The organism is Rufibacter sp. JT20002 (genome assembly GCF_056491185.1).
The window spans coordinates 579,038-598,537 of record NZ_JBSZJY010000001.1 but is presented as its reverse complement, the minus strand read 5'-3'; the positions used below and the strand labels follow the sequence as shown (position 1 = coordinate 598,537).

General features: G+C 52.3%; 18 protein-coding genes. 3 read left to right on the top strand and 15 right to left on the bottom strand.

Translation table 11 applies throughout. The features are described from left to right. The first annotated feature begins 130 nt into the window (after positions 1-130). Together ACW9SV_RS02440 and ACW9SV_RS02435 are read left to right on the top strand one after the other, a co-directional pair. Positions 131-1,456 carry an inositol-3-phosphate synthase gene (locus ACW9SV_RS02440; protein WP_479555148.1) on the top strand — a complete coding sequence of 442 codons (1,326 nt, stop codon included), beginning with the start codon at positions 131-133 and terminating at the stop codon, positions 1,454-1,456. 147 nt (positions 1,457-1,603) lie between these two features. Further along, a complete protein-coding gene (locus ACW9SV_RS02435; protein ID WP_479555147.1) occupies positions 1,604-1,888 on the top strand; it encodes a hypothetical protein in 285 nt (94 codons plus the stop codon). 227 nt (positions 1,889-2,115) lie between these two features. On the opposite strand, the gene ACW9SV_RS02430 is transcribed toward ACW9SV_RS02435, so the two are convergent. The 4 genes from ACW9SV_RS02430 to ACW9SV_RS02415 all read right to left on the bottom strand — a co-directional run bounded on the left by ACW9SV_RS02430 (position 2,116) and on the right by ACW9SV_RS02415 (position 5,984). Further along, the gene (locus tag ACW9SV_RS02430; RefSeq protein ID WP_479555146.1) at positions 2,116-3,585 is read right to left on the bottom strand and encodes a glycoside hydrolase 5 family protein; all 1,470 of its coding nucleotides are present in this window, start codon (positions 3,583-3,585) and stop codon (positions 2,116-2,118) included. A 177-nt stretch (positions 3,586-3,762) separates the two neighbouring features. Beyond that, positions 3,763-4,347 carry a Pycsar system effector family protein gene (locus tag ACW9SV_RS02425; protein ID WP_479555145.1) on the bottom strand — a complete coding sequence of 195 codons (585 nt, stop codon included), beginning with the start codon at positions 4,345-4,347 and terminating at the stop codon, positions 3,763-3,765. A 174-nt stretch (positions 4,348-4,521) separates the two neighbouring features. Then, a complete protein-coding gene (locus tag ACW9SV_RS02420; RefSeq protein WP_479555144.1) occupies positions 4,522-5,079 on the bottom strand; it encodes an NUDIX hydrolase in 558 nt (185 codons plus the stop codon). A gap of 89 nt (positions 5,080-5,168) precedes the next feature. After that, entirely contained in the window at positions 5,169-5,984 is an 816-nt protein-coding gene (locus ACW9SV_RS02415) for a TIGR04290 family methyltransferase (protein WP_479555143.1), read from the bottom strand. Between the two features lie 253 nt (positions 5,985-6,237). Between ACW9SV_RS02415 and ACW9SV_RS02410 the strand changes: the two genes are divergently transcribed. Then, positions 6,238-7,032 (top strand): polysaccharide deacetylase family protein, encoded by a 795-nt coding sequence (locus ACW9SV_RS02410; RefSeq protein WP_479555142.1) that lies wholly within the window; start codon positions 6,238-6,240, stop codon positions 7,030-7,032. An 85-nt stretch (positions 7,033-7,117) separates the two neighbouring features. Here the strand turns inward: ACW9SV_RS02410 and ACW9SV_RS02405 are convergent, their stop codons facing one another. The 11 genes from ACW9SV_RS02405 to ACW9SV_RS02355 form a co-directional block, all read right to left on the bottom strand. After that, positions 7,118-7,387, bottom strand: a complete 270-nt coding sequence (locus ACW9SV_RS02405) for a transposase (protein ID WP_479555141.1) — start codon at positions 7,385-7,387, stop codon at positions 7,118-7,120. Between the two features lie 26 nt (positions 7,388-7,413). After that, positions 7,414-8,292 carry a 3-keto-disaccharide hydrolase gene (locus tag ACW9SV_RS02400; RefSeq protein WP_479555140.1) on the bottom strand — a complete coding sequence of 293 codons (879 nt, stop codon included), beginning with the start codon at positions 8,290-8,292 and terminating at the stop codon, positions 7,414-7,416. Between the two features lie 126 nt (positions 8,293-8,418). After that, positions 8,419-10,074, bottom strand: a complete 1,656-nt coding sequence (locus ACW9SV_RS02395) for a carboxylesterase/lipase family protein (RefSeq protein ID WP_479555139.1) — start codon at positions 10,072-10,074, stop codon at positions 8,419-8,421. A 124-nt stretch (positions 10,075-10,198) separates the two neighbouring features. Beyond that, positions 10,199-11,122 (bottom strand): glycerophosphodiester phosphodiesterase family protein, encoded by a 924-nt coding sequence (locus tag ACW9SV_RS02390; protein ID WP_479555138.1) that lies wholly within the window; start codon positions 11,120-11,122, stop codon positions 10,199-10,201. Positions 11,123-11,427: 305 nt separating this feature from the next. Continuing rightward, positions 11,428-12,111: a dioxygenase family protein gene (locus ACW9SV_RS02385; RefSeq protein ID WP_479555137.1), complete on the bottom strand. Its 684-nt coding sequence runs from the start codon at positions 12,109-12,111 to the stop codon at positions 11,428-11,430. A 166-nt stretch (positions 12,112-12,277) separates the two neighbouring features. Continuing rightward, positions 12,278-13,405, bottom strand: a complete 1,128-nt coding sequence (locus tag ACW9SV_RS02380) for a CgeB family protein (RefSeq protein WP_479555136.1) — start codon at positions 13,403-13,405, stop codon at positions 12,278-12,280. A gap of 207 nt (positions 13,406-13,612) precedes the next feature. After that, positions 13,613-14,743: a CgeB family protein gene (locus ACW9SV_RS02375; RefSeq protein WP_479555135.1), complete on the bottom strand. Its 1,131-nt coding sequence runs from the start codon at positions 14,741-14,743 to the stop codon at positions 13,613-13,615. Beyond that, on the bottom strand, positions 14,733-15,872 hold the full coding sequence (locus tag ACW9SV_RS02370) for a CgeB family protein (RefSeq protein ID WP_479555134.1): 1,140 nt from the start codon (positions 15,870-15,872) through the stop codon (positions 14,733-14,735). Before ACW9SV_RS02370 ends, ACW9SV_RS02375 begins: the two co-directional genes overlap by 11 nt. A gap of 240 nt (positions 15,873-16,112) precedes the next feature. Next, positions 16,113-17,237: a glycosyltransferase family 4 protein gene (locus ACW9SV_RS02365; protein ID WP_479555133.1), complete on the bottom strand. Its 1,125-nt coding sequence runs from the start codon at positions 17,235-17,237 to the stop codon at positions 16,113-16,115. Continuing rightward, positions 17,227-18,264 carry a Gfo/Idh/MocA family protein gene (locus ACW9SV_RS02360; RefSeq protein WP_479555132.1) on the bottom strand — a complete coding sequence of 346 codons (1,038 nt, stop codon included), beginning with the start codon at positions 18,262-18,264 and terminating at the stop codon, positions 17,227-17,229. The genes ACW9SV_RS02365 and ACW9SV_RS02360 overlap by 11 nt, the downstream gene beginning before the upstream one ends. A 230-nt stretch (positions 18,265-18,494) precedes the next feature. After that, positions 18,495-19,499 carry an MDR/zinc-dependent alcohol dehydrogenase-like family protein gene (locus ACW9SV_RS02355; protein ID WP_479555131.1) on the bottom strand — a complete coding sequence of 335 codons (1,005 nt, stop codon included), beginning with the start codon at positions 19,497-19,499 and terminating at the stop codon, positions 18,495-18,497. Position 19,500: the final 1 nt, after the last annotated feature.

Below are 19,500 nucleotides of genomic sequence, written 5' to 3'. Positions count from 1 at the left end.
TTTATTTACGGTTAAAGCTGCTTTAAGGAGCCTTGTTCTTACCCTTTACCTATTTATTTACTAAAACCTTTCTTAGGATTTAATTACTGAGAAAAACACTCTTTATTCCCCACCCATAAACTCGTGTTACATGCATAATGTCGTACAAAAAGCAGAAGGAAAATTAGGTTTGTTGATGCCTGGATTAGGCGCGGTCGCCACCACACTTATTGCCGGAGTTGAAGCTGTTAAAAAGGATCTGGCCCAGCCGGTTGGTTCCTTAACCCAGATGGGCAACATCCGGTTAGGGAAACGCACCGAAAACCGCCACCCTAAAATCAAAGACTTTGTTCCGCTTGCCAATCTGAATGACATTGTCTTCGGCGGATGGGATGTGTACTCAGACAACGTTTTTGAAGCCGCCATGAAAGCCAAAGTGATTGAGCCGATGATGCTGCACGCCGTGAAAGCCGAACTGGAAGCCATCAAGCCCATGAAAGCGGTCTTTGACAAGGCGTACATCGCCAACCTGGACGGGGACCACATCAAAGAAGCTGCCACCAAAGCGGACTTGGCTAAGGCTTTGATGGACGACATTGAAAATTTCAAAGAAGCCAATGACTGCGCCCGCCTGGTAATGGTGTGGTGCGGCTCCACCGAGAAATACATTGAGCAATCTGCGGTGCATGAAACCCTTGCCGCCTTTGAGGAAGGTCTGCGCACCAATGATCCGGCCATTGCGCCGTCTATGATCTATGCGTATGCGGCCATTAAACTAGGCGTGCCGTTCATGAACGGGGCTCCCAACTTAACCTGTGACATTCCGGCCCTGCTGGAGCTGGCCAGACAAACCGAAACCCCAATTGGCGGTAAAGATTTCAAGACCGGGCAGACCTTGATGAAAACCATCCTGGCCCCTGGCCTGCAAGCCAGAGCCCTGGGCGTGAAAGGCTGGTTCTCTTCCAATATATTGGGTAACCGCGATGGTCTGGTGCTGGATGATCCAGACAACTTCAAGACCAAAGAAGTCTCTAAACTGAGCGTGCTGGAAGACATTCTGCAGCCTGAGATGAACCCAGAATTGTATGGCGATATCTACCATAAAGTGCGCATCAACTATTATCCGCCTCACGGAGACAACAAAGAAAGCTGGGACAATATTGACATCTTCGGATGGTTGGGTTACCAGATGCAGATCAAGATCAACTTCCTGTGCCGCGACTCTATCTTAGCTGCCCCGCTGGTATTGGATCTTGCCTTGTTCGGCGATTTGGCAAAAAGAGCCGGAATGACCGGTATTCAGGAGTGGCTGTCATTCTACTTCAAATCGCCGCAAACCGCCGAGGGCCTCAACCCAGAGCACGACATCTTCAAACAGTTAATTAAGCTGCAGAACACCCTGCGTCACATGATGGGCGAAGACCTGATCACGCATTTGGGTATGGATTACTACCAGGATCTGATCGAGACCATGTAACAGTACCAGTTGCATAAAAAACGTCCCTTGTTTTTAAGTCGATTTTCTACATTCGGCTTAGAAACAAGGGACGTCTGCTTTTAGGAGCAATCAAGCGCTTCTTGCCAAAACAGCTGAATATCCCATTAACCTGTTTTTAGAATTTTTATGGATTTTGCAGCCTTCCAACAAAGCGTTTCTGCCGCTACCCCTCCAGCAGAAGTCTCGGTTTACCTTCAGGCCTTGTGGCATGATGCCCACGGAAACTGGGAAAAAGGACACGAACTCATCCAAGACCTCCCTGACCAAAACGCCGCCTGGATTCACGCCTACTTCCACAGAAAAGAAGGCGACCTCTGGAACGCAAATTACTGGTACAGACGTGCCGGAAAAACAAGGCCTGACAGCTCTTTACAGGAGGAGTGGGAGCAGTTGGTGAAGGCGTTTTTATGAGTCACCTATCTAAAGGTGTTGGACACGCATTCCGTCCCCCTTTGAAGGGGGTAGGGGGATGACAAGGCAGTTTAAAGAACCGTTTGCTGCAGTACGGAGCTAGGGCAACCACAAGGAATTGTCTACCTAATTTTCAGCAATGTTTAATCTACACAAGTCATCATCCCCCTACCCCCTTCATAGGGGACGGAATGCTTACTTGGTTTTTGACAGATGATTATCTAGCGTCATTTAGGCAACTTCACAACCGCAATCGCCACATCAGTGCGTACCTCTAGTACAGTGAAGTTGCAACTGCCATCTTTCACTTCCACCTCAAACTGCTCTCGCATTTCGCCTTCTAAAGTGTTCCAAGTGGTGATCTGGTAGCGGCCATTCTGCATGCCGGGTACCTGTACCTCTATTGTCAGGGGAGAAGCATTAGGGTCCATCAGGCGCTTGCGTTGGTAAAGCGCGTCTTTGCGAAGGAGCCATACCACTGCTTGTTGTCCATCAGCGCAGCCGAAAACCGAGAAGGAAGGCTGTGATATCTTGATCTCCTGGTTTAGGTTCTTCCGCTTAAACGTAGACCAGTTAATCAGTTCCAAAAAGCCGACCATGTTTTTCTGGGCCACCCGCATGCCCGGGGTTAAGGTGTGCGGGTGACGGTTGGGCCAACGCATGCCGCCGCCCGCTGCGCCGGAGGCCAGGTGCGCCCACTGGATGTGCCGGAAATACTCATCGTCAAACTCGGGCGCCAATGTATGCTTTTTGTCTTTGAACAGGTGAATGGGGCCGTGCTCAGAGTCAAAGAATGGGCGGTTCTCAGGGGCATGTTCCAAGGCTTCGCGCACCAGTTCTCCTACCTTGATGGCCGAGTCTACCGTGTTCTTGGGGTAGTCAATGGTCTTGGCATCATAGAAGTGGGTGCTGGCGAAATCAAGCAGTGGGTGCCGGAAAATGGTATCGGCGGTGTCAGGGTGCGTGTGCAGGATGGGCCCGAAGATTGACACCGTCTGCGGGTGCGAACGGCCGTAGAGCCTCATTTCCAGAGTACGCACGTGCTCGCTTAACTCCGTAGCTGCTGCTGAGAATCCAGCGGAACTGTTGCCCATGTGGGCGGGGTGCATCTCGTTCCAGAGGTCCCAGGCGAAAAGCACCCCGCTGCCGCCCCAGCGTTCCACCACAAACGTGAGCCGGGCTTTAATGGCTTCCATGGTATCTCGGCACAGGAGCCATTGTCCGCGGGCAGCACAGGGGCCACCCAGTTGCTTGTTGTAGGGATGGTGTTTCCACTTAATCCACATCCAGAAGGTATCATAGGGCGTGAGCAAAATGCGCAGGCCGTGCTTGGCGCAGAGGGCAAACAAGTCATCCCACAGCTGAACCATGCGGGGGTTGAACGTGCCCGCTGGTTTTTCAAAGTAGCGGTGCTTTACTTGGGCGTACTCCAGCATCAAGCGCAGGCAGGTAACGCCGTGTGCTGCCACATAGGCCAGGTATTCTTCCACGGCCGCCAGATCTTTCCGGCGGAACAAGCCCTCCAACTCAGGCCAGGAAATGGCATCGTTCTGACCAATAGGTGTCCAAGGTTGGCCGTCTTCGGTAATGAAGTACGGGGCGTCTGGGGCCACCTGTATCCAGGGTAGTTGATCGGTAATGGGGAGGGGAGAAGGCTTAGAAGCAGGGGCTGGTTTTAAGAGGGAGGCTTGGCGCATGTTTCTGTGCTTGCTATTATCGTGGAACCATTGACAGACAAAAAATTGCCTGCCGACAGTTTTGTGGTTTTAAAGTTTGCTGTTCAGGGGCAAAGTAGCTTTAATCCCGAATAGCCTAAACGAAAAGAAAAGTGGCAGGGATGAGGAACAAATACTGTAAAATAAATGAGTTGGTGCCTAGAAGAACAGCTCGGTCACCACAAAGGAAAGGACCGAGATCACGAACCCCACCATAAAGAAAATGTAGGCAAACCGCAGGCTGGTGTACTTTTTCTGCAGCACCAAGCCCAAGTGGTAATTGTCTTTGATCAGGCTGCCATACAAGGTTTTGGGGTTGGACATCATCTCTGCGATGCCTTCTTCATATTGCAGCAAACTCATGCTGTGGAAATCCCCGAAAAACATGAGGTTGACTTTGTCTGGACCGGCGTTTGTGGGTAGAGGTTTGTCTTTTTTGATGCGGGGCATGGTCACCAGAATAGCCTGTACCATGGTGCTTAAAGAAGTAAGCAAAAACAAGATGCCCGGCACAATCAGCTCAGGTTCAGTGTCCAGTTTCCGGAAAAGCACCGAAAGCAGGATGGAGACGATGATGGAATTGATGGTGAGCAGAATATGGGCCTTGTTGTCGGCCATGTCACTGAGCCGCATCTGGTTGGCCGCCGTGATCCGGAACATGGTTTCCACGCCCCGGGATGACTTGTCACGTTTGTCTTTCTTCTTCTTTTCTTCAGGGAGAAGGCCCTCGTTCACTTCAGCCATTGCGCTGCTGTCTTTAAGTATAATGGGGATTGGAGTACCAAAGATGCAGCAGAAGTCCCCTTGAAAGGTTCTTCTGCCGATACATTCCCTATACTTAGTTTTGGTCTTGTGGTTGAGGTCTAGGTATAAATTCTTTCTGAAGGTCGTTTTTACTCTGTTTTTGGTTTTGAAGGCCTAAAGCATCTGTATATGGCGCAATGCCAGAAAGCACAACGCCACCGATCCAGACACGCAGATCTCGCCGTTCAGCACTTTGCCTAAGACCTGGTCAAGCGGCACCCGCACTACCTCAATGTCCTCTGTTACGTCCAAAATCTGGGCCTGCTCAATGCGCACATTCTGGGCCAGAAACAGGTGCAACCGGTTGGTGTCTTTAGCCGGATTGTCGTGCAAAACTGCCATCGGGATCAACTCCTGGGTTAAGACGGCGCCGGTTTCTTCCAGCAACTCGCGGGTGGCGGCGTCTTCGGCTTTTTCCTGAGCCGGGAAGAACGAACCGGCAGGCAGTTCTAAGAAGATTTTCTGGGCCGCGTGTTTGTATTGGCGCACAAAGATGACCTCGTTCTGCTCGGTGATCGGGAAGACGTAGGCACCATCGGGGCGTTCGCTGACAAAGAAATCATCTACAACGTGACCGTTGGGCAATTCTACCTCATCGCGGCGTAAGGTGTACCACTTGTGTTGGAAAGCAATTTGGGAGCGAAGCAATCGCCAGGGGCGCGGGGTTGACATGGTTTTAAACTAATTGAAAACAAAGATGCTCGATTTTGGCCTCATTTCCTGAAAAGAAGCCAAAATCGAGCACAATTTCTAAGCAGATCTTAGCGGGTAAGGGTGCGGTTTTTACCTTCTACTTTGGCCCCCACGGCCTCTTGCCAAGCCTGTCCGGTGGCCGAGAGCAGTTCAGAGCTGTTCCAGGTATGGGTACTGTTCTGGTTGTTGGGGTCCGGCTCGCAGACGTAGATTTCATGGTCTGGCTTGCTGGTCACTTTCAGGCCGCAGGAGCGCAGCATGGCTTCAATGCAGGCATGGTTGGGCGCCCACCAGTTGGTGACATCACCGGCCAGTTTATTTTCTATGAACGCCATCTTGGGGTAGCCTTTTTCAAGCATCACCTCGCGCTCGTTGAAATCAATGTCATTCGGGATTTCGGCCACTTCCTCGCCCGGCATGGTCAGGGTCTGGAACACCATCATGCGAGTGGTTTTCTGCGACAGGATGTCCAATGACAGCAAGGGGTAACGCAAATGATACATTACGCCCATGTACCAGATGAGGTCAAATTTCTCCTGCAGGTGCGCTACGTCGTAGACTTGCATCTGCCGAAACTCCACTTTGTCGTCTAGCCCAAACTTCTCGGCTACCCAGGCAGCCTGCCGCAGGTAATGCGGGTCCACGTCAATGCCCAGCACCGATGCGCCTCTTTTGGCCAATTCCATGGTGTAGAAACCTGCGTTGCAGCCCACGTCTAGTACGCGCCAGCCACTCAAATCCTGGGGAATGTATTCTTTGATGTGCTCCCACTTGAACGATGGGAAATCGCCTAAGGAATGATTGGGGGCAGTTTGGGTGCCATCGGGGAGGTGCAGGTTATGAAACCAGGGGCCTAGTTGCGCTATTTCCTGTGTTAGGTCCATAGGGGGTGTTTGGGTTAGAAGTGAATTCACCCGCTTTTACGGAAAACAGGATAGTAAAAGTTATATGTTTATACCGCGGAGTATTTGCAAGAAGCAAACAGTCATTTTCGTTAGCGGATTTTCTAGTAGGCCGGAAGGAAACTTGCTTTGAGGCTGTTTTCTGAAAATCAGGTGGTAAATGCTCCAATTCTTCTGGAGAAGCCGTAACTTGAAGCAAACTTGTCTTAACCTCTGTAGCCTTTAGAAATACAAAATGACCTTTAAAAAGACCTTGACTTTACTGCTCTGTTTGGTGAGCGCCTCCGTCTTTGCGCAAGACTGGAACAAGAAAAAATGCGCTGTGGTCCTCACCTATGATGATGCCCTGAATGTGCACCTGGACAAAGTAGTACCGGCTTTGGATTCCTTCAAGCTGAAAGGCACCTTCTATCTCACTGCCGCAGCTGCCCCGTTCTCCAAGCGTCTGCCCGAGTGGAAAAAAGTAGCCGCCAACAAGCACGAACTCGCCAACCACACCCTATTCCACCCCTGTGACGGCAGCCAGCCTGGCCGCAGCTTCGTCACCGCCGACTACAACCTGGCCACCTATTCGGTGCGCCGCATCACGGATGAAATCAAAATGACCAACGCTGCTTTGGAAGCTTTGGACGGAAAGAAAGAGCGCACGTTCGCCTATCCCTGCGGTGATACCCAAGTTGGGGGTGTGTCTTACGTTGAAGGGATCAAAGGAGATTTAGTAGCCGCCCGCGGCGTTCAAGGGGTTTACGTGCAAAACAAACCTATCACCGACCTCTACAACGTAGGTTCTTTCATGATCAACGGCCAGACCGGTGAACAACTGATTGAAATGGTAAAGAAAGCCATGGAAACCAACAGCATGATCGTGTTCCTGTTCCACGGCGTAGGTGGGGAGCATTCTCTAAACGTTTCTCTGGATGCGCACCGAAAACTGCTGCAATTCCTGAAACAAAACGAAAAAGACATCTGGAACACTACGTTCATGGAAGCCGCCAAACACATGAAAGCTACTGCCTCTGCGAAGAAGTAGCACAGATTCTGTTTATGAAAATCCCCTGTACTTTCAGGCTGTTTTTGAGAAAAAAAGCTGAAAGCACAGGGGATTTGTCTGTTTGCTATTTTAGCTTATCAGTATCCCAGTTCACCGGATTGTTTTGAATGTAGTCAGTGATGGTGTGATATTCCTTTTCGTCTCTGATGATGTGTTCCCAGTAATTTCGTTGCCATAGCCGCTTATTGAAAGCCGGCCAGCTCTTTTCTTTTACTCCCCGCGTGTACTCTACGGTGGTGATGGATTTGTAAGCACTGATGATCGTACCAATTGTAGGGGCAATCCCTTGTGGTTGCCCTTTGTACGTATTTGTTATCCTGCACGTAAAGGGCAACCACAAGGGATTGCCCCCACTAAACTTTAAAAATACGCCGCATACTGTTTCGGCAGCTCGTCCAGTTCTTTGATCAGGATGTCTTTATAGTACACCTCGGCGGCTTCGCTCTGGATCTGGATTTTGCCTTTGGTGAGCGGAATGCTTTTGTCGTTCTCAACGTAGCGGGAGTTTTGCAGCACCATCACTACCTGGCCGTTCACAATGTGCAGGCTTTTGCCTTTAAAACAGATCAGTTCTATCTCTGTCCACTCATTGTTCTTACTTTCTTTGTTTTCGCTGCGGAGGCACAGGCCGTCTCTGCCAGAGCCCCGGCCGAAGCTCAGGAACGGCTGCTTGGCGTCGGCCACGGAGTTCATCATGCCCTCAGGAAGAAACGCCCGGATATCAATGGCCGAGTTGGCAATGCTCCAGTAATCGCCGGTGTGGCCTTCCATGATCTGGAATTCCTGGGAGAGCATCCAGGCGCGCCAATAGTCTACACCTGACTTCCCGATGGAGTGGTACAGCACGCCCGAGTCTTTGAGCAGGTCTTTCCGGGGCTCAAACTTGTTCTGGCCCCATTTATATTTCAGTTTGAGGTGGTAGTTCTCGTACTCCTGTTTGGTGTACACGCAGCCGTACACCTCGCCGCTTACCTTCAGCATCGGTTCGCCTTTCTCCTCGGTGTATGTGAACACCGTCTGGCCTTTCTGGTTGTAGCCGATGGGCGCAATTTCTTTCCCTTGGGCATCTACCGGTACCTTTCCGTTGTAGCCCAACTTATGCCGGTAACTCAGGTAGGTTTCCCACTGAGACAGGTTCTTGTCCAGCATGGGTGTCCATTCCTTTTTCACGAAGAACGAGGACAAACTGAGGCAGGTGAGCAGGCAGGCGATAAAGCCAAGGGTAGCTTTTGTTTTCATAGGGGCGGTGTTGTTTCCGGGGTAAATTATGGAAATCATTCCCAAAGAAAAAAAGCCATTTGCCGGACCAAGGTTGATGACCTCTTTAAGTCTGGCAAATGGCTTCTGAGCCTTAAAGAAACCTGATTATTTTTTAGAGCTGATCTGGTCTAAAAGCAGGTAACGGCCGCGGTTTTTCTCGGCCTCAAGGCGGGTGTTCACGTCAATGTTCAGGTACTGCGGGGTGTTGCCAGTAGCTACTGGCCATTTGGGTAAACCCGCCCAATTGGGGTTGCCGGTTTTAACGAAATTGGCGAAGTACTCCTGGATGGTTTTGGAGACTTTGTAGTCATCGGCCTTCCAGGCGTAAACTTTATTGGTGGCCAGGTTACCCATGGCGTACTCAATCTCGGCGGAATGAACGGCACCGCGGGCCGGTGGTGCCTTAGGCGCGTTGCTGTCTTTGATAACACCACCAGCCAAACCCGGCGTGGCATTGCCCATCTCCGGCACCATCTCGGGCCGAGGGCGGGAGTACAGGTAGCGGTACACCGGTTTGCCGCTAGTTTTGCCGTGCAGGTCCATCCATTTCCAGGTGCTATAGGCAATGAACCGGTCGCCGGCAAGATCGGTGGCGGCTTGCATGACTTCCTCGTCGGTAGTGGCGGCGTATTGCTTCAGGATCTCCTCAGCCCGTTCTCCGAACAGGCGTTGCACGGCTTTGGTGAAGTTTTCCTTGGTAGGAGCGTCTTGGCCCAGCAAGGCCTGATAGCCCATTTCCTGCGAGTTCCAGCCAGCCAACAGCGGCACTTTGGCCTGTTCACCGGCGGCGAAGATAGCGGCCGGCGTTTTCGGGAAGAAGTAGCCGTCAATGGTAGGAACAAATCGGCCCACGCCCGGTTTGCCGGCTTCGTTCAACAGTTGTTGGGCGTCCATGGCTCGCAAAGCCGCCAGCGAGGTGGCCCCAATGCTGGTGGCGAATTTCACGCCATTCTGCTCGCCCTCCGCTAACGGGACCGGATCAAAACCCGAGTTCACCAGGGCCCCGCTTTCACCAATGGCCCCGGCAATCAGGTTCCTGGAAAGGGGAGACGCCATCTGCGCACTCACCGACATAGAACCTGCCGATTCTCCGGCAATGGTCACCCGGTTAGGGTCGCCTCCAAACGCCGCAATGTTTTCCTTCACCCAGCGCAAAGCGGCAGCCTGATCCAGGAAACCGTAGTTGCCTGAAGCCTTGTACGGAGAGGCCTGGCTCAGCTCAGGATGCGCGAAGAACCCAAACACGCCCAACCGATAGTTCACCGTGATAGCCACCATACCTTTTTGGGCCATGCTCTCGCCGTCATAGCGCGGCTCAGAGCCATCGCCGGCAATAAAGCCTCCACCGTAGAAGTACACCAGCACCGGCAGCTTTTCTTTGCCAGTTTTAGCAGGTGTCCAGACGTTCAGGTATAAGCAATCTTCGCTCACCCCGTTACTCCGGAAATTCATATCTCCGAACACCGGCAACTGCATGGCCCTCGGCCCGAACTGCGTCGCCTTACGGATGCCTTGCCAGCTTTTCACCGGTTGCGGCTCGCGCCAACGTAAATCGCCCACCGGCGGCGCTGCAAACGGCACGCCCTTGAACGAGCGGATGCCGCTTTTCTCTAGGGTGCCTTCCAGTGTTCCGTTCGCGGTTTTTACCTGATTGCCCGTAGCTGCACCAGGGGCTTTGCTTTTGGTTTGCGCCCCTACCGCGGGTGCCACTAGCACCGCCAGTAAAAGCAGGAGGAAAAGTTTGTTTAGTCGATGGTTCATATGGTCGTTTTATGTGCTTCGCGTTGGAAGATTGGTATTGCTGGTTTTACAAGGGTTTTGGAAAAGGAAGCTCAATACTAAAACTCTTTTTCCGGAAGTAGAAGCATCACGGAGTTGTTTGAAGTTATTTCGATGTCTTCGTCCCAAAGTATCTGGCTTTCTCACTTTTGGCCGGAATCAACGATTTAACGGCTTCGGCCACTTCAATGGGGAGGTCTGATTCAATGATATCAGCCCCGGATGTGATGATCGCTCGGTAGGCATTCTGCCGTTCTGCTTTGGTTGGCAGTTTGTCATACGTGGGCGCCGCCGAAATCATGCACATCACGCCGCGGGCATGCAGCAAGTTCAGCAGTTCCTGGTTCTCGGGCTTGTACGTTGGGCCAATGTAAGCTATCATTTGTGACCAGGGAATACCTGCTTGCTCATACTCCAGGAACGCCTCTTTGGAGAGCACGTGCGCTGAGAACATTACCTTGTTGTTTTGCTCATAATGGTATTTGGCCTGCTGGGCATTATGCACGGTAAGCATTACATGAGCTTCGGCTTTGCGGTCACGCAGTAGCTTTGCAATCAAGGCGGGCGGCACGTCTTTTCGGTCCAGGTTCAGGATGGTTTTCCCTTTGCTCCACGCGATGGCCTCTTCCAGGGAAGGGATACCAAAAGCGGTAACGTTTCCTTCTTTGTCTTTCAATTTCAATTTCTTCAGCTCTTCCAGCGTAAAATCAGAAACTTTACCGCTGCCGTTGGTGGTGCGGTCCAGAGTTGCATCATGCATTAGCACAATCATGCTGTCTTTGGTCAGGCGTGGATCCACCTCAAAAAAGGCCGGAGTGCTGCGTAGCGTATGTTCAATGGTTTGAATAGAGTTCTCAGGGTACCCTTTCTCCATACCGCCCCGATGGCCGCTAATCAAAGGCCTGCTGTTTTCGCTGAACTGGAAGAAGCTAGACAATTCCTTTGGGGTATTGATCTTAAGAACATGCAGGGTTTTGGTCTGCGCCTTCAATTGAATCCAAGGAATACCAGCTAAAAAGGTTATGAGCAAGAGAAGTCTTGGAAGAGAATTGTTAGTACACATAGTCTGAGCTTAGGGGATGAACAAAGATGGCGTTACTGCTCTTTACAAGGCTTGCAAACAGAAGGAAGGTGTATTTCAACCTAATCCTATTCTATATGAAGATAGGAAGCTTCCGGTGAATCGCAAAAAGTGTCAAGGAGTTTGCCTTCATCTGGTGCCTTGCCGTGTTTCGTTTCCCCTATTGTAAACGTTAAGAGTACTTCCTATAGAACTATGGGTATGCTCTGGAAACGGAAAATGGAATGGACGAGGGGTAATGATGCAGGACATTCCTATTGAGGCAAGAGGATGTCTCTTTTCCCCGTCCAGGTATTGTTTGCATTCTTTTGAACGGCCACAATGCCTGTACCTCCTAGGTTAGTATACAGAGAACTCAGGTATTTGTCATTCACCAAACTATCGTCTTGGAAGACAAAATCAGTGATATAGAAAGGGGCGCCATTATCTGGTTTGATAGCGGCATGGATGTGCGCAGGCATGGAATTGTCTGGGTAGCGCGCGGGCCGAATGGAGTGGATTTCGTAAGACCCGTTTTGGTCTGTTTTACACCAGCCATGTAGGTGACCATGCCATTTCTGAACCCCTTTTTCATTTCCTCTCTTAGAGTAATGACCGGTATTGTCTGTCTGGTACGCGTAAACGAAGGCATTTGAAAGCGGTGTTTTACCGTCACTTTTCAGAATTCGGCCGGTAATCACCAGGCGTTCCCCTGGTTCCTTTGGACCGGCTATGGTCATGGTACTCGTGAGCTTTTGAGGCATGTTCAGAAAACAGCACTCAATAGCGGCATCCGGGTTGTCACAGCTATCAGGAAGAAGCGTTTGAGTTACCGATGCTTCCTGCTGGGTTTGCGAGGAGATGGTCCGCAGGCAGAACTTAGCGCAAGCAAAAACAAGCCCCCAACCCATATGTACCGTGTAATCTCCATGACCCTCCTTTATACGTGAAAGGAGCATGCAAATCCATCCACTTTAAAGGTTTCTAGAGGTGGGAAGCTAGCGAATGCAACATGGGGCATTAGTAAGGTGAATGGGACCCTCGAGGGAGGAAGGAGTTTAAACGATTTCGGCCTGCTTTTCTCAAAACAGGCCGAAAATGACATTCACGTAGGTTGAAGCAGAACTAACTTCCTAACTCTATTTCCTTTTCCTCACTCAGGACTCTGGACTCAGAACTCAGGACTTCCAAAATGTAGCTTTCCAACTCCTGCGCCCGGTGCGCGGCGGTGTGGTGGGCCAGAACTTTCTGGCGGGCACGTTCCCCGATGGCGAGACGCTCTTCTTCAGGAAGGTCTTTCAGATAGCCTAAGGTGTCTTCAGCGGAGTAGGAAACTAGAATTTCTTTCCCGAATTCAAACAGTTCATTCAAGCCATCCCAGTAATCAGAGATGATGGGGGTACCGCAGGCGGCGGCTTCAAAGAGGCGCACACTGGGCGAGTAACCGGCCTTAATCATATCGGCGCGGGTGATGTTCTGGGTGAAGCGCTGCTGGTTGTAGAACTTGCGGTGCTCAGCAGGCGGTAAGTGGTGGATGTACTCACAGTTCTCCGGCCACTGGATGGTCTCCGGGTATTGCGGACCCGCTACTACAAAGGAGCCCAACGGCCATTCACGGGCGGCATCCAGCATGAGCTTCTCCAGCGGTGGCTGACGGTCATCTGAGTAAGTACCCAAGTAGCCTAAATCCCACACTTTCTCTTCCTGTGGTTCGGGGAAGTACAGTTCAGGGTCAAAGGAGCAGTACAGCGGCCGGGCCATAGGCGAACCAAACTCCTTCTCCAGTTTCTCCAACGTGGGGCCACCAGTGAAAGAAAGATACATATCATACTGCGGAATAAGACGCGGGTGCAGGTACTCGTAGTCTTCACGAGCCAGTTTAGCCAAGGTCACCGGTGTGTCGATGTCATAGAAGCCGGTCACGCCCTGCGCCGTTTGGATGGCCCATTCACCTACGGCTACACCTTCGGGCACGTACGAACCCACCAGCACGAAATCGGCATCACGCACTTGCTCCGTGAAGCGGGTCTGCAAATCTTCCAAGGATTGGTATAACTCGGTCTGGCAGTATTCAGGATTAGGTAAATCACGGTTAGAGGCATACCACGGCACATCGCGCTCCAGGAACAGGATGTGGTGGCACCGGTTACGCAACTCGCGAACCAAGCCTCTAAACGTGGTAGCGTGCCCGTTTCCCCAACTGGATGTAATAGACAGGCCTAAGATGACGATGTTCAAGGATTTTTGACTCATATTTTTAGACACAAGTATCAGGTATTAGGACTTTTTCGCTGGCGCGAGCTTGCAGCTCGTGTCCGCACGCATTCCCGGTCCTCTTTATATGAATAGAAAGAAGTAATTCAGCAATGCGTGCGGACACGAGCTGCAAGCTCGCGCCAGCGGCTCTTCTAGATTCTGTTTCGGGGCTACTTCTAACAAAGCAGCCCCGAAACAGAAATGCTATGAAATGACAGCACTTGCTTCAGCCGAGGTTGGGGCTGCGGCGGTGCGCGGCGTAGTTAAAAGCAGCTGCTCCAGTTCATCGGCGCGGTGGCCGTAGGTGTGCAGGGCCAGTACTTTTTTGTACGCGGCTTTGCCGATGGCTTTGGCACGTTCCGGGGTCAGGTTCTGTAGTTGCTCGGCCACTTCGGCTCCGTCTTTGGCAACAAGTATTTCTGTTTCCGGCTCAAAGAAGAAGTCAATGCCTTCCCAGTAATCGGTGATGATGCAGGAACCGGCCCCGGCGGCTTCGAATACGCGGGTAGCGGGCGAGAAGCCGTAACGGGCCATGCTTTCGCGGCTGATGTTCAACACGGCTTTGGGCGTGCAGTTGAAAGCGTTGTGCTCTTTGGTGTACACGTGGCCGATGTAGTTCACGTTAGCGCTCATGGGTTTGTCGCCCCAGCCGCTACCCCCAATGATGAACTGCTGCTCTGGTAATTTGGCAGCCACTTCTAAGAAAAACTGCTCTACGCGTGCTTCGCGGTCGGGCAGGCGGTTCCCCAGGAAAGCTAAATCACAGGCGAAACGCTCCTCGGGTGCTACCGGATAGTGGGTAGCAGTGTCTAAGGCGTTATAGATAGGCACACATTTCCTGGCTCCTAACTTTGCATAAGCATTAATAACCGGGTCACCGCCGCCGTAAGTTAAAATCAAGTCATATTGCGGAACATGGGCTCTGAACGGGTCAGCGGGGTCGTTTTCCACGCGGTCCAAGGTGGCTGGTGCGTCTACGTCCCAGAAAATCACGAGGCAGTTCTGGCTTTGCAGTTTCAGTACCTCAGCTTCCAAGAGTTCGTCAAACACTCCTACGCCGCTGGCTTTCACCACCACATCGGCCGAGGCCGCCTTTTCCAGCATCTGGTACACAGCTTCCTCGGTGGCCGGGTACACCACTACTTTGGCGTACTCGGGGTCTGGAATGTCACGGTTTTCCTGGCGTTGGTAAGCATCGGGCTCGTAGAAAGTGACCTGGTGGCCGCGGTCATGCAGGGCCCGCACGATGCCGCGGTAATAGGTGGCGGCACCGTTCCAGTACGCGGAAACCAGACTAGAACCGAAGAAGGCGATGTTGAGCTTTTTATTCTGCATGGGTCACAGGAGATTTAGACGTTGGATGAATTTTTTCTGGGGCGATGCCCAGTTCTTCGCATATGTCTTCCAGCTCGTTCACGCGGTGCGAGCAGGAGTGTCTGCGGTTGATAGTGCGCAGGCCATCTGCGACCATGTCCTGGGTGCGCCGAGTGTCTTTTAATACGCTTTGCAGGTGTTTTTTCATTTCCTCGCCGTTTTTGGCCACCAAGAAATCTTCGCCCGGCGTGAACAGGCCTTCTGCATCTTCCCAAGGGGCGGTAATCAACGGAATGCCGCAGGCCAGTGCCTCAAACGGACGAATGGTTGGGATGCCCGGCAGCGCCTCTACGTACGGTCTGCGCGGCACGTGCACGGTCACTTTGTACTTGGCAAACACCTCCGGAGCTTTGTAGTTAGGCAACCACTCCCCGTATTCAATCCCGGCCTCGGCCAGCGATTTGATGGCGTGGTCTGGGTAACGCACCCCGTACACTTTAGCTTTCAGGCCGAGTTCTTTTACCGGGTTCAGCAGGAATTCATGCAGCTCGGCGGTACGTTCCTCGTCGCCCCAGTTGCCAATCCAGACTAAGTCGCCTTCCTTCTCCGCAGCAGTACGCGGATAGAAGATGCGGGTATCGGCGGCTTCGTGCCAGGTCCAGGCTTTCTGCGTCCAGCCCTCGTTGAGGTACAGTTCTTTGATGACATTTCCGAAGGCCAGCACCCCATCATAGTGGCTGAGGTCATAAGCGGCCATGCTCTCTCGCTCGGTCACGGCGCGGTGGTGCGTGTCATGGAAGAGCAGGCGATAGTTGTTTTTGCTTCTATGCTCACCCACTAAGCGCACCAGGTCATGGTCGTTCCATTCGTGCATTAACACCAAGTCAGCGCCGGCCAGCACCTCGTCTAAATTGAGGGTGTCCAGCTCGTAGAAGTTGGTGTCCAGGCCCGGATAGTATTGGTGGAGCTCTTCTATTTTCTCTTCGCCATACTGCGAAATAAGATTGCTGAGGCTCCAGCCGTCCTTAGGTTCATAGACCTGCACGTCATGGCCTCGGCTTTTGACTTCCTGCACAATGCCGCGCAGGAAGTGGGCGTTGCCGTGGTTCCAGTCGGAGAGCAGGGAGTGGTAGAATAATACTAGTTTCATAGTTGTATTTAGATGCTAGTAATTTGATGTTAGATACTAGACTTATTTGTTCTTTCTTTTTCCCATGGTTCAAGTCTGTGACTTGGACCTACAATGATGGCAGTTTGTAACTGCCGTATACCTCATGCCTATCAGCATTTTTATTGAACAGCTGTGTGTGTTCTTGAGGCTGTCGCCTCACTGAAGTTGCAAACTTCAGGTCATTTTAGGTCCAAGTCACAGACTTGAACCATGTAAAAATCACAAAGTCTCCACCTGATTAGGTGCTTTGGCTTGCACGCGGTTGGGCAGAGTGGCATACGCTTGCAGGTATTCCTGGGCCATGAGCGTGGTGGTATAGTCTTGTGCTTTTTTCACCGCCCGGCAGCCCATGATGTTGCGCAGAAATTCATCGTCAATGAACTTTTGAATGATGGTGGTAAGTCCTTCCACGTCGTTGGTACCTACGTATTCTGCCGAGGTGCCCCAAATTTCTTTGAGGCTGTTGATTTTGCCTAAGACGAGAGCACAGCCCGAGAAAGCGGCTTCCAAAATGGACAACCCGAACGGCTCGTACTTGGCGGGAAGCACGTACAACGACGCTCTTGAAAGCCAATCGGCTACTTCGCGCTGGGAGAGTTTGCCCAGGAAATGCACGTTCTTGAAAAGCTTGCTGTCTCCCGTAGCCGGATGCACGGCATCACCGGCAATGTAAATAGGCCAATCCACACTATCCGCAACTTGGGTGAGCAGGGCAATATTTTTGGCTTCGTCCCACACGCGGCCCATGCTAAAGATAAACGGCTCTTTGCGTCCGAAGCGGAAGGCATGCGGATCGCGGCCGTTGTTTATGACCTGTTTTTGGTAAAAGGTGCCGTAAACGGCTTCGGCTTCCTCCAGCATGGCTTGGGTAGGGGCGATTACCAGATCAGCGGCGTGTAGGCCATCGCGCACGCGTTCAAAGTACGTGTTCCAGTTGGTAGGGGCATTCTCGCCTTTCATGGCGCGCCACCAGGTCTGCACGCAGGAATGGATGACCATGAGCACGGGCTTGTTCCAGGGCAGGTGGCCGTGGCAGAAGTTGTTCAGGTGGATGAGGTCTGGGTTGAGCTGTTCATTCAGTTCCAGGAGCCACTCACCGGCTTGGTCTACCTCGGCCCAGGGATTGTCCATCCACTCCAGTTGGTATTCGCTTTCGTACACTGTCACGTTGGTCAACGCCGCCAGTTCTTGCCGTTGCTGCAGGGTAACAGCTGCGCCCATGGTGGCCAAGTAAAAGTGCACGTTATACGGCGCCAACGCCCGGATGAGCTCCAGACTGTAGGTCCAGACCCCCCCCACACTATCAGTGGTCATGAGTACGCGCCGATGCGGTTTATCTACCATAAATTTTGTCCAGTACTTCTGCTACTTTCACAAACTGCTCGGCTTCTTCATTGAATTTCTCGCCGTTGGCCACACGCTGCGCCCATTCCACCCCGGCACGTCCGCCCCAAGCATCCGGAGGGGAAACCAAGGTCTCGGTTTGGGTGCCCCAGAACCGCTCGGCCACAAAATCATAGAAAGAACCGTTCACGTTTTTGAAGGCTGCGCCTCCCTTGGTGCCGTAGAACGTAGCACTAATGATGGCTTCCTGCCCGGCAGGCAGGTTCCAGGAGCAGGTCAGCTGCACGTGTGGACCAGTGGCTAATTGAATGCTGGCCGTCGCGTAATCTTCCACAGTATCTGAGGAAGACGTCAGGCGTTTGCCTTTGGAGAAGAGGCTGCTGGTCACACTTTCCACAGGCGGGAAGTCTAACGTCCAAAGCGCTAAATCCACCAGGTGCACGCCCAAGTCAATCACGCAGCCGCCACCGGAGAGTTTGGGGTCATAGAACCAAGGTTTGTCTGGGCCATAAGCATTATGGAACACCAGTTCCACGCCGTAGATGTCGCCCAGATCGCCGGATTTCACCAAGTCATAGACTTTGCGCATGGTCACGGTACTTCGGTAGGAGAGGTCCACGCCCAGTAGCGTATTTGCTTTGCGGGCGGCTTCTACCACGCGTCTGGTTTCCTCCGCAAAACGGCCCAAGGGTTTCTGGCAGAAAACGGCTTTCCCGCACTCCAGGGCCTGAATGGATTGGTCCGCGTGGAAAGCGCTGGGTGTGGCGATGACTACGCCGTCAATTTCATCTGTTAATAAATCTTCGATGCTTTCTCCCACTTTGGCGGCCGGAACGGTTTTGTGGGCTTCCTCCACGTTTTGCGGCACAGGGTCTACTACGGCGGCTACTTCGGCTACGCCTGCATTGGCAATGGCTTCCATGCGGTTACGGCCAATCCAGCCAATGCCTAGAAAGCCGAGTTTTAAAGTGTCTGAAGTAGAAGCGGTTGCTTCTGGAGTAGGTTCTAGTAAAGTATCTTCAGTCATTAGAGTAAAGGGTCTGTTTGGGTTAAGCTTCTTTGTAGAAGCAAAAGGTTTCCCACCTGTTTTTGAAAAAAGAGGTGGGAAACGGATTTGTGTCTTGTGCTGTTCGTCCCCCTTTGAAGGGGGTAGGGGGGATGATTACTCGTGCTCTGTTTTTGTTGAGAATTTGAGCGGCCTTGTCATCCCCCTACCCCCTTCAAAGGGGGACGGAATGCGTGGGCTCATCCAAATTGCTACATCGTCACAATCGCCTTCATGAATCCTTCTGGGCGGTCGGTCAAGGCGGCAAACGCCTCGTCCATTTGCTCCAGCGGGAAAGTGTGTGTGTAGAGCATGTCGGGCTTGAGGCGGCCGCTTTCCACGGCTTCTACCGCTTCCTTGATGCCGTCTAAGTACATCTGCGGGTCGCGTTCGTGGGCGTTGATGACGTCCAGACCGCGCCAATTCCAAAGCTGGATGTTCACCTGCCGCATGCCGTCCTGATGGAAACCGGCAATGATGAGGCGGCCGCGCTCTTTGCACAATTCGCCGGCCAGGTTCAGCGGCCATTCTTTACCGGTGCACTCAATCACGCGGTCACAGAAAACTTCATCAGTGAGTTCTTTCACGCGCTCAATGATGGCGTAGTGGTCATCCATAGGGATGATTTCATCGGCACCACACTGCTGGGCAATGTCCAGAGAGAATGGACGCTGGGAGATGGCAATAACCCTGGCGCCCGCCTCTTTGGCTAATTGTACCAATAAAGCCCCCAAGAACCCAATGCCTAGAATGGCGACGGTCTGTCCGGCTTTGATATCAGAACGTTTGAAAATGTTCATGGCGCAGCCCAGAGGCTCACCCGGGAACGGTTTGCCGGCCAATGACTCTGGTAACTTCACCACCGAGGTGGCTTCAGCTACGTCATAGGCGGCGTATGAATTATAGGAAAGGGCGGCTACGCGGTCGCCTACGTTCAGGTCTTTCACTTCTTCGCCTACGGCGTCAATGATGCCCCAGCCCTCGTGGCCGGGATTACCGCCCGGAATAGGGTAGGAGAACCACTCACGGCCTTCCCACACGGGAATGTTAGACGCACACAGGCCGCAGCCTTCCAGCTTGATGCGGACTTGGGTGGCGGTTGGTTCTGGCAGCGCTACCTCCTGGATTTCTACTTGTTTAGGAGCGGTAATCACTGCCGAGGCCATGGTGGTGGCAGCGGCGGTGTGAAGGGTTTCTTGGAATAGGTCGGTTTGCATG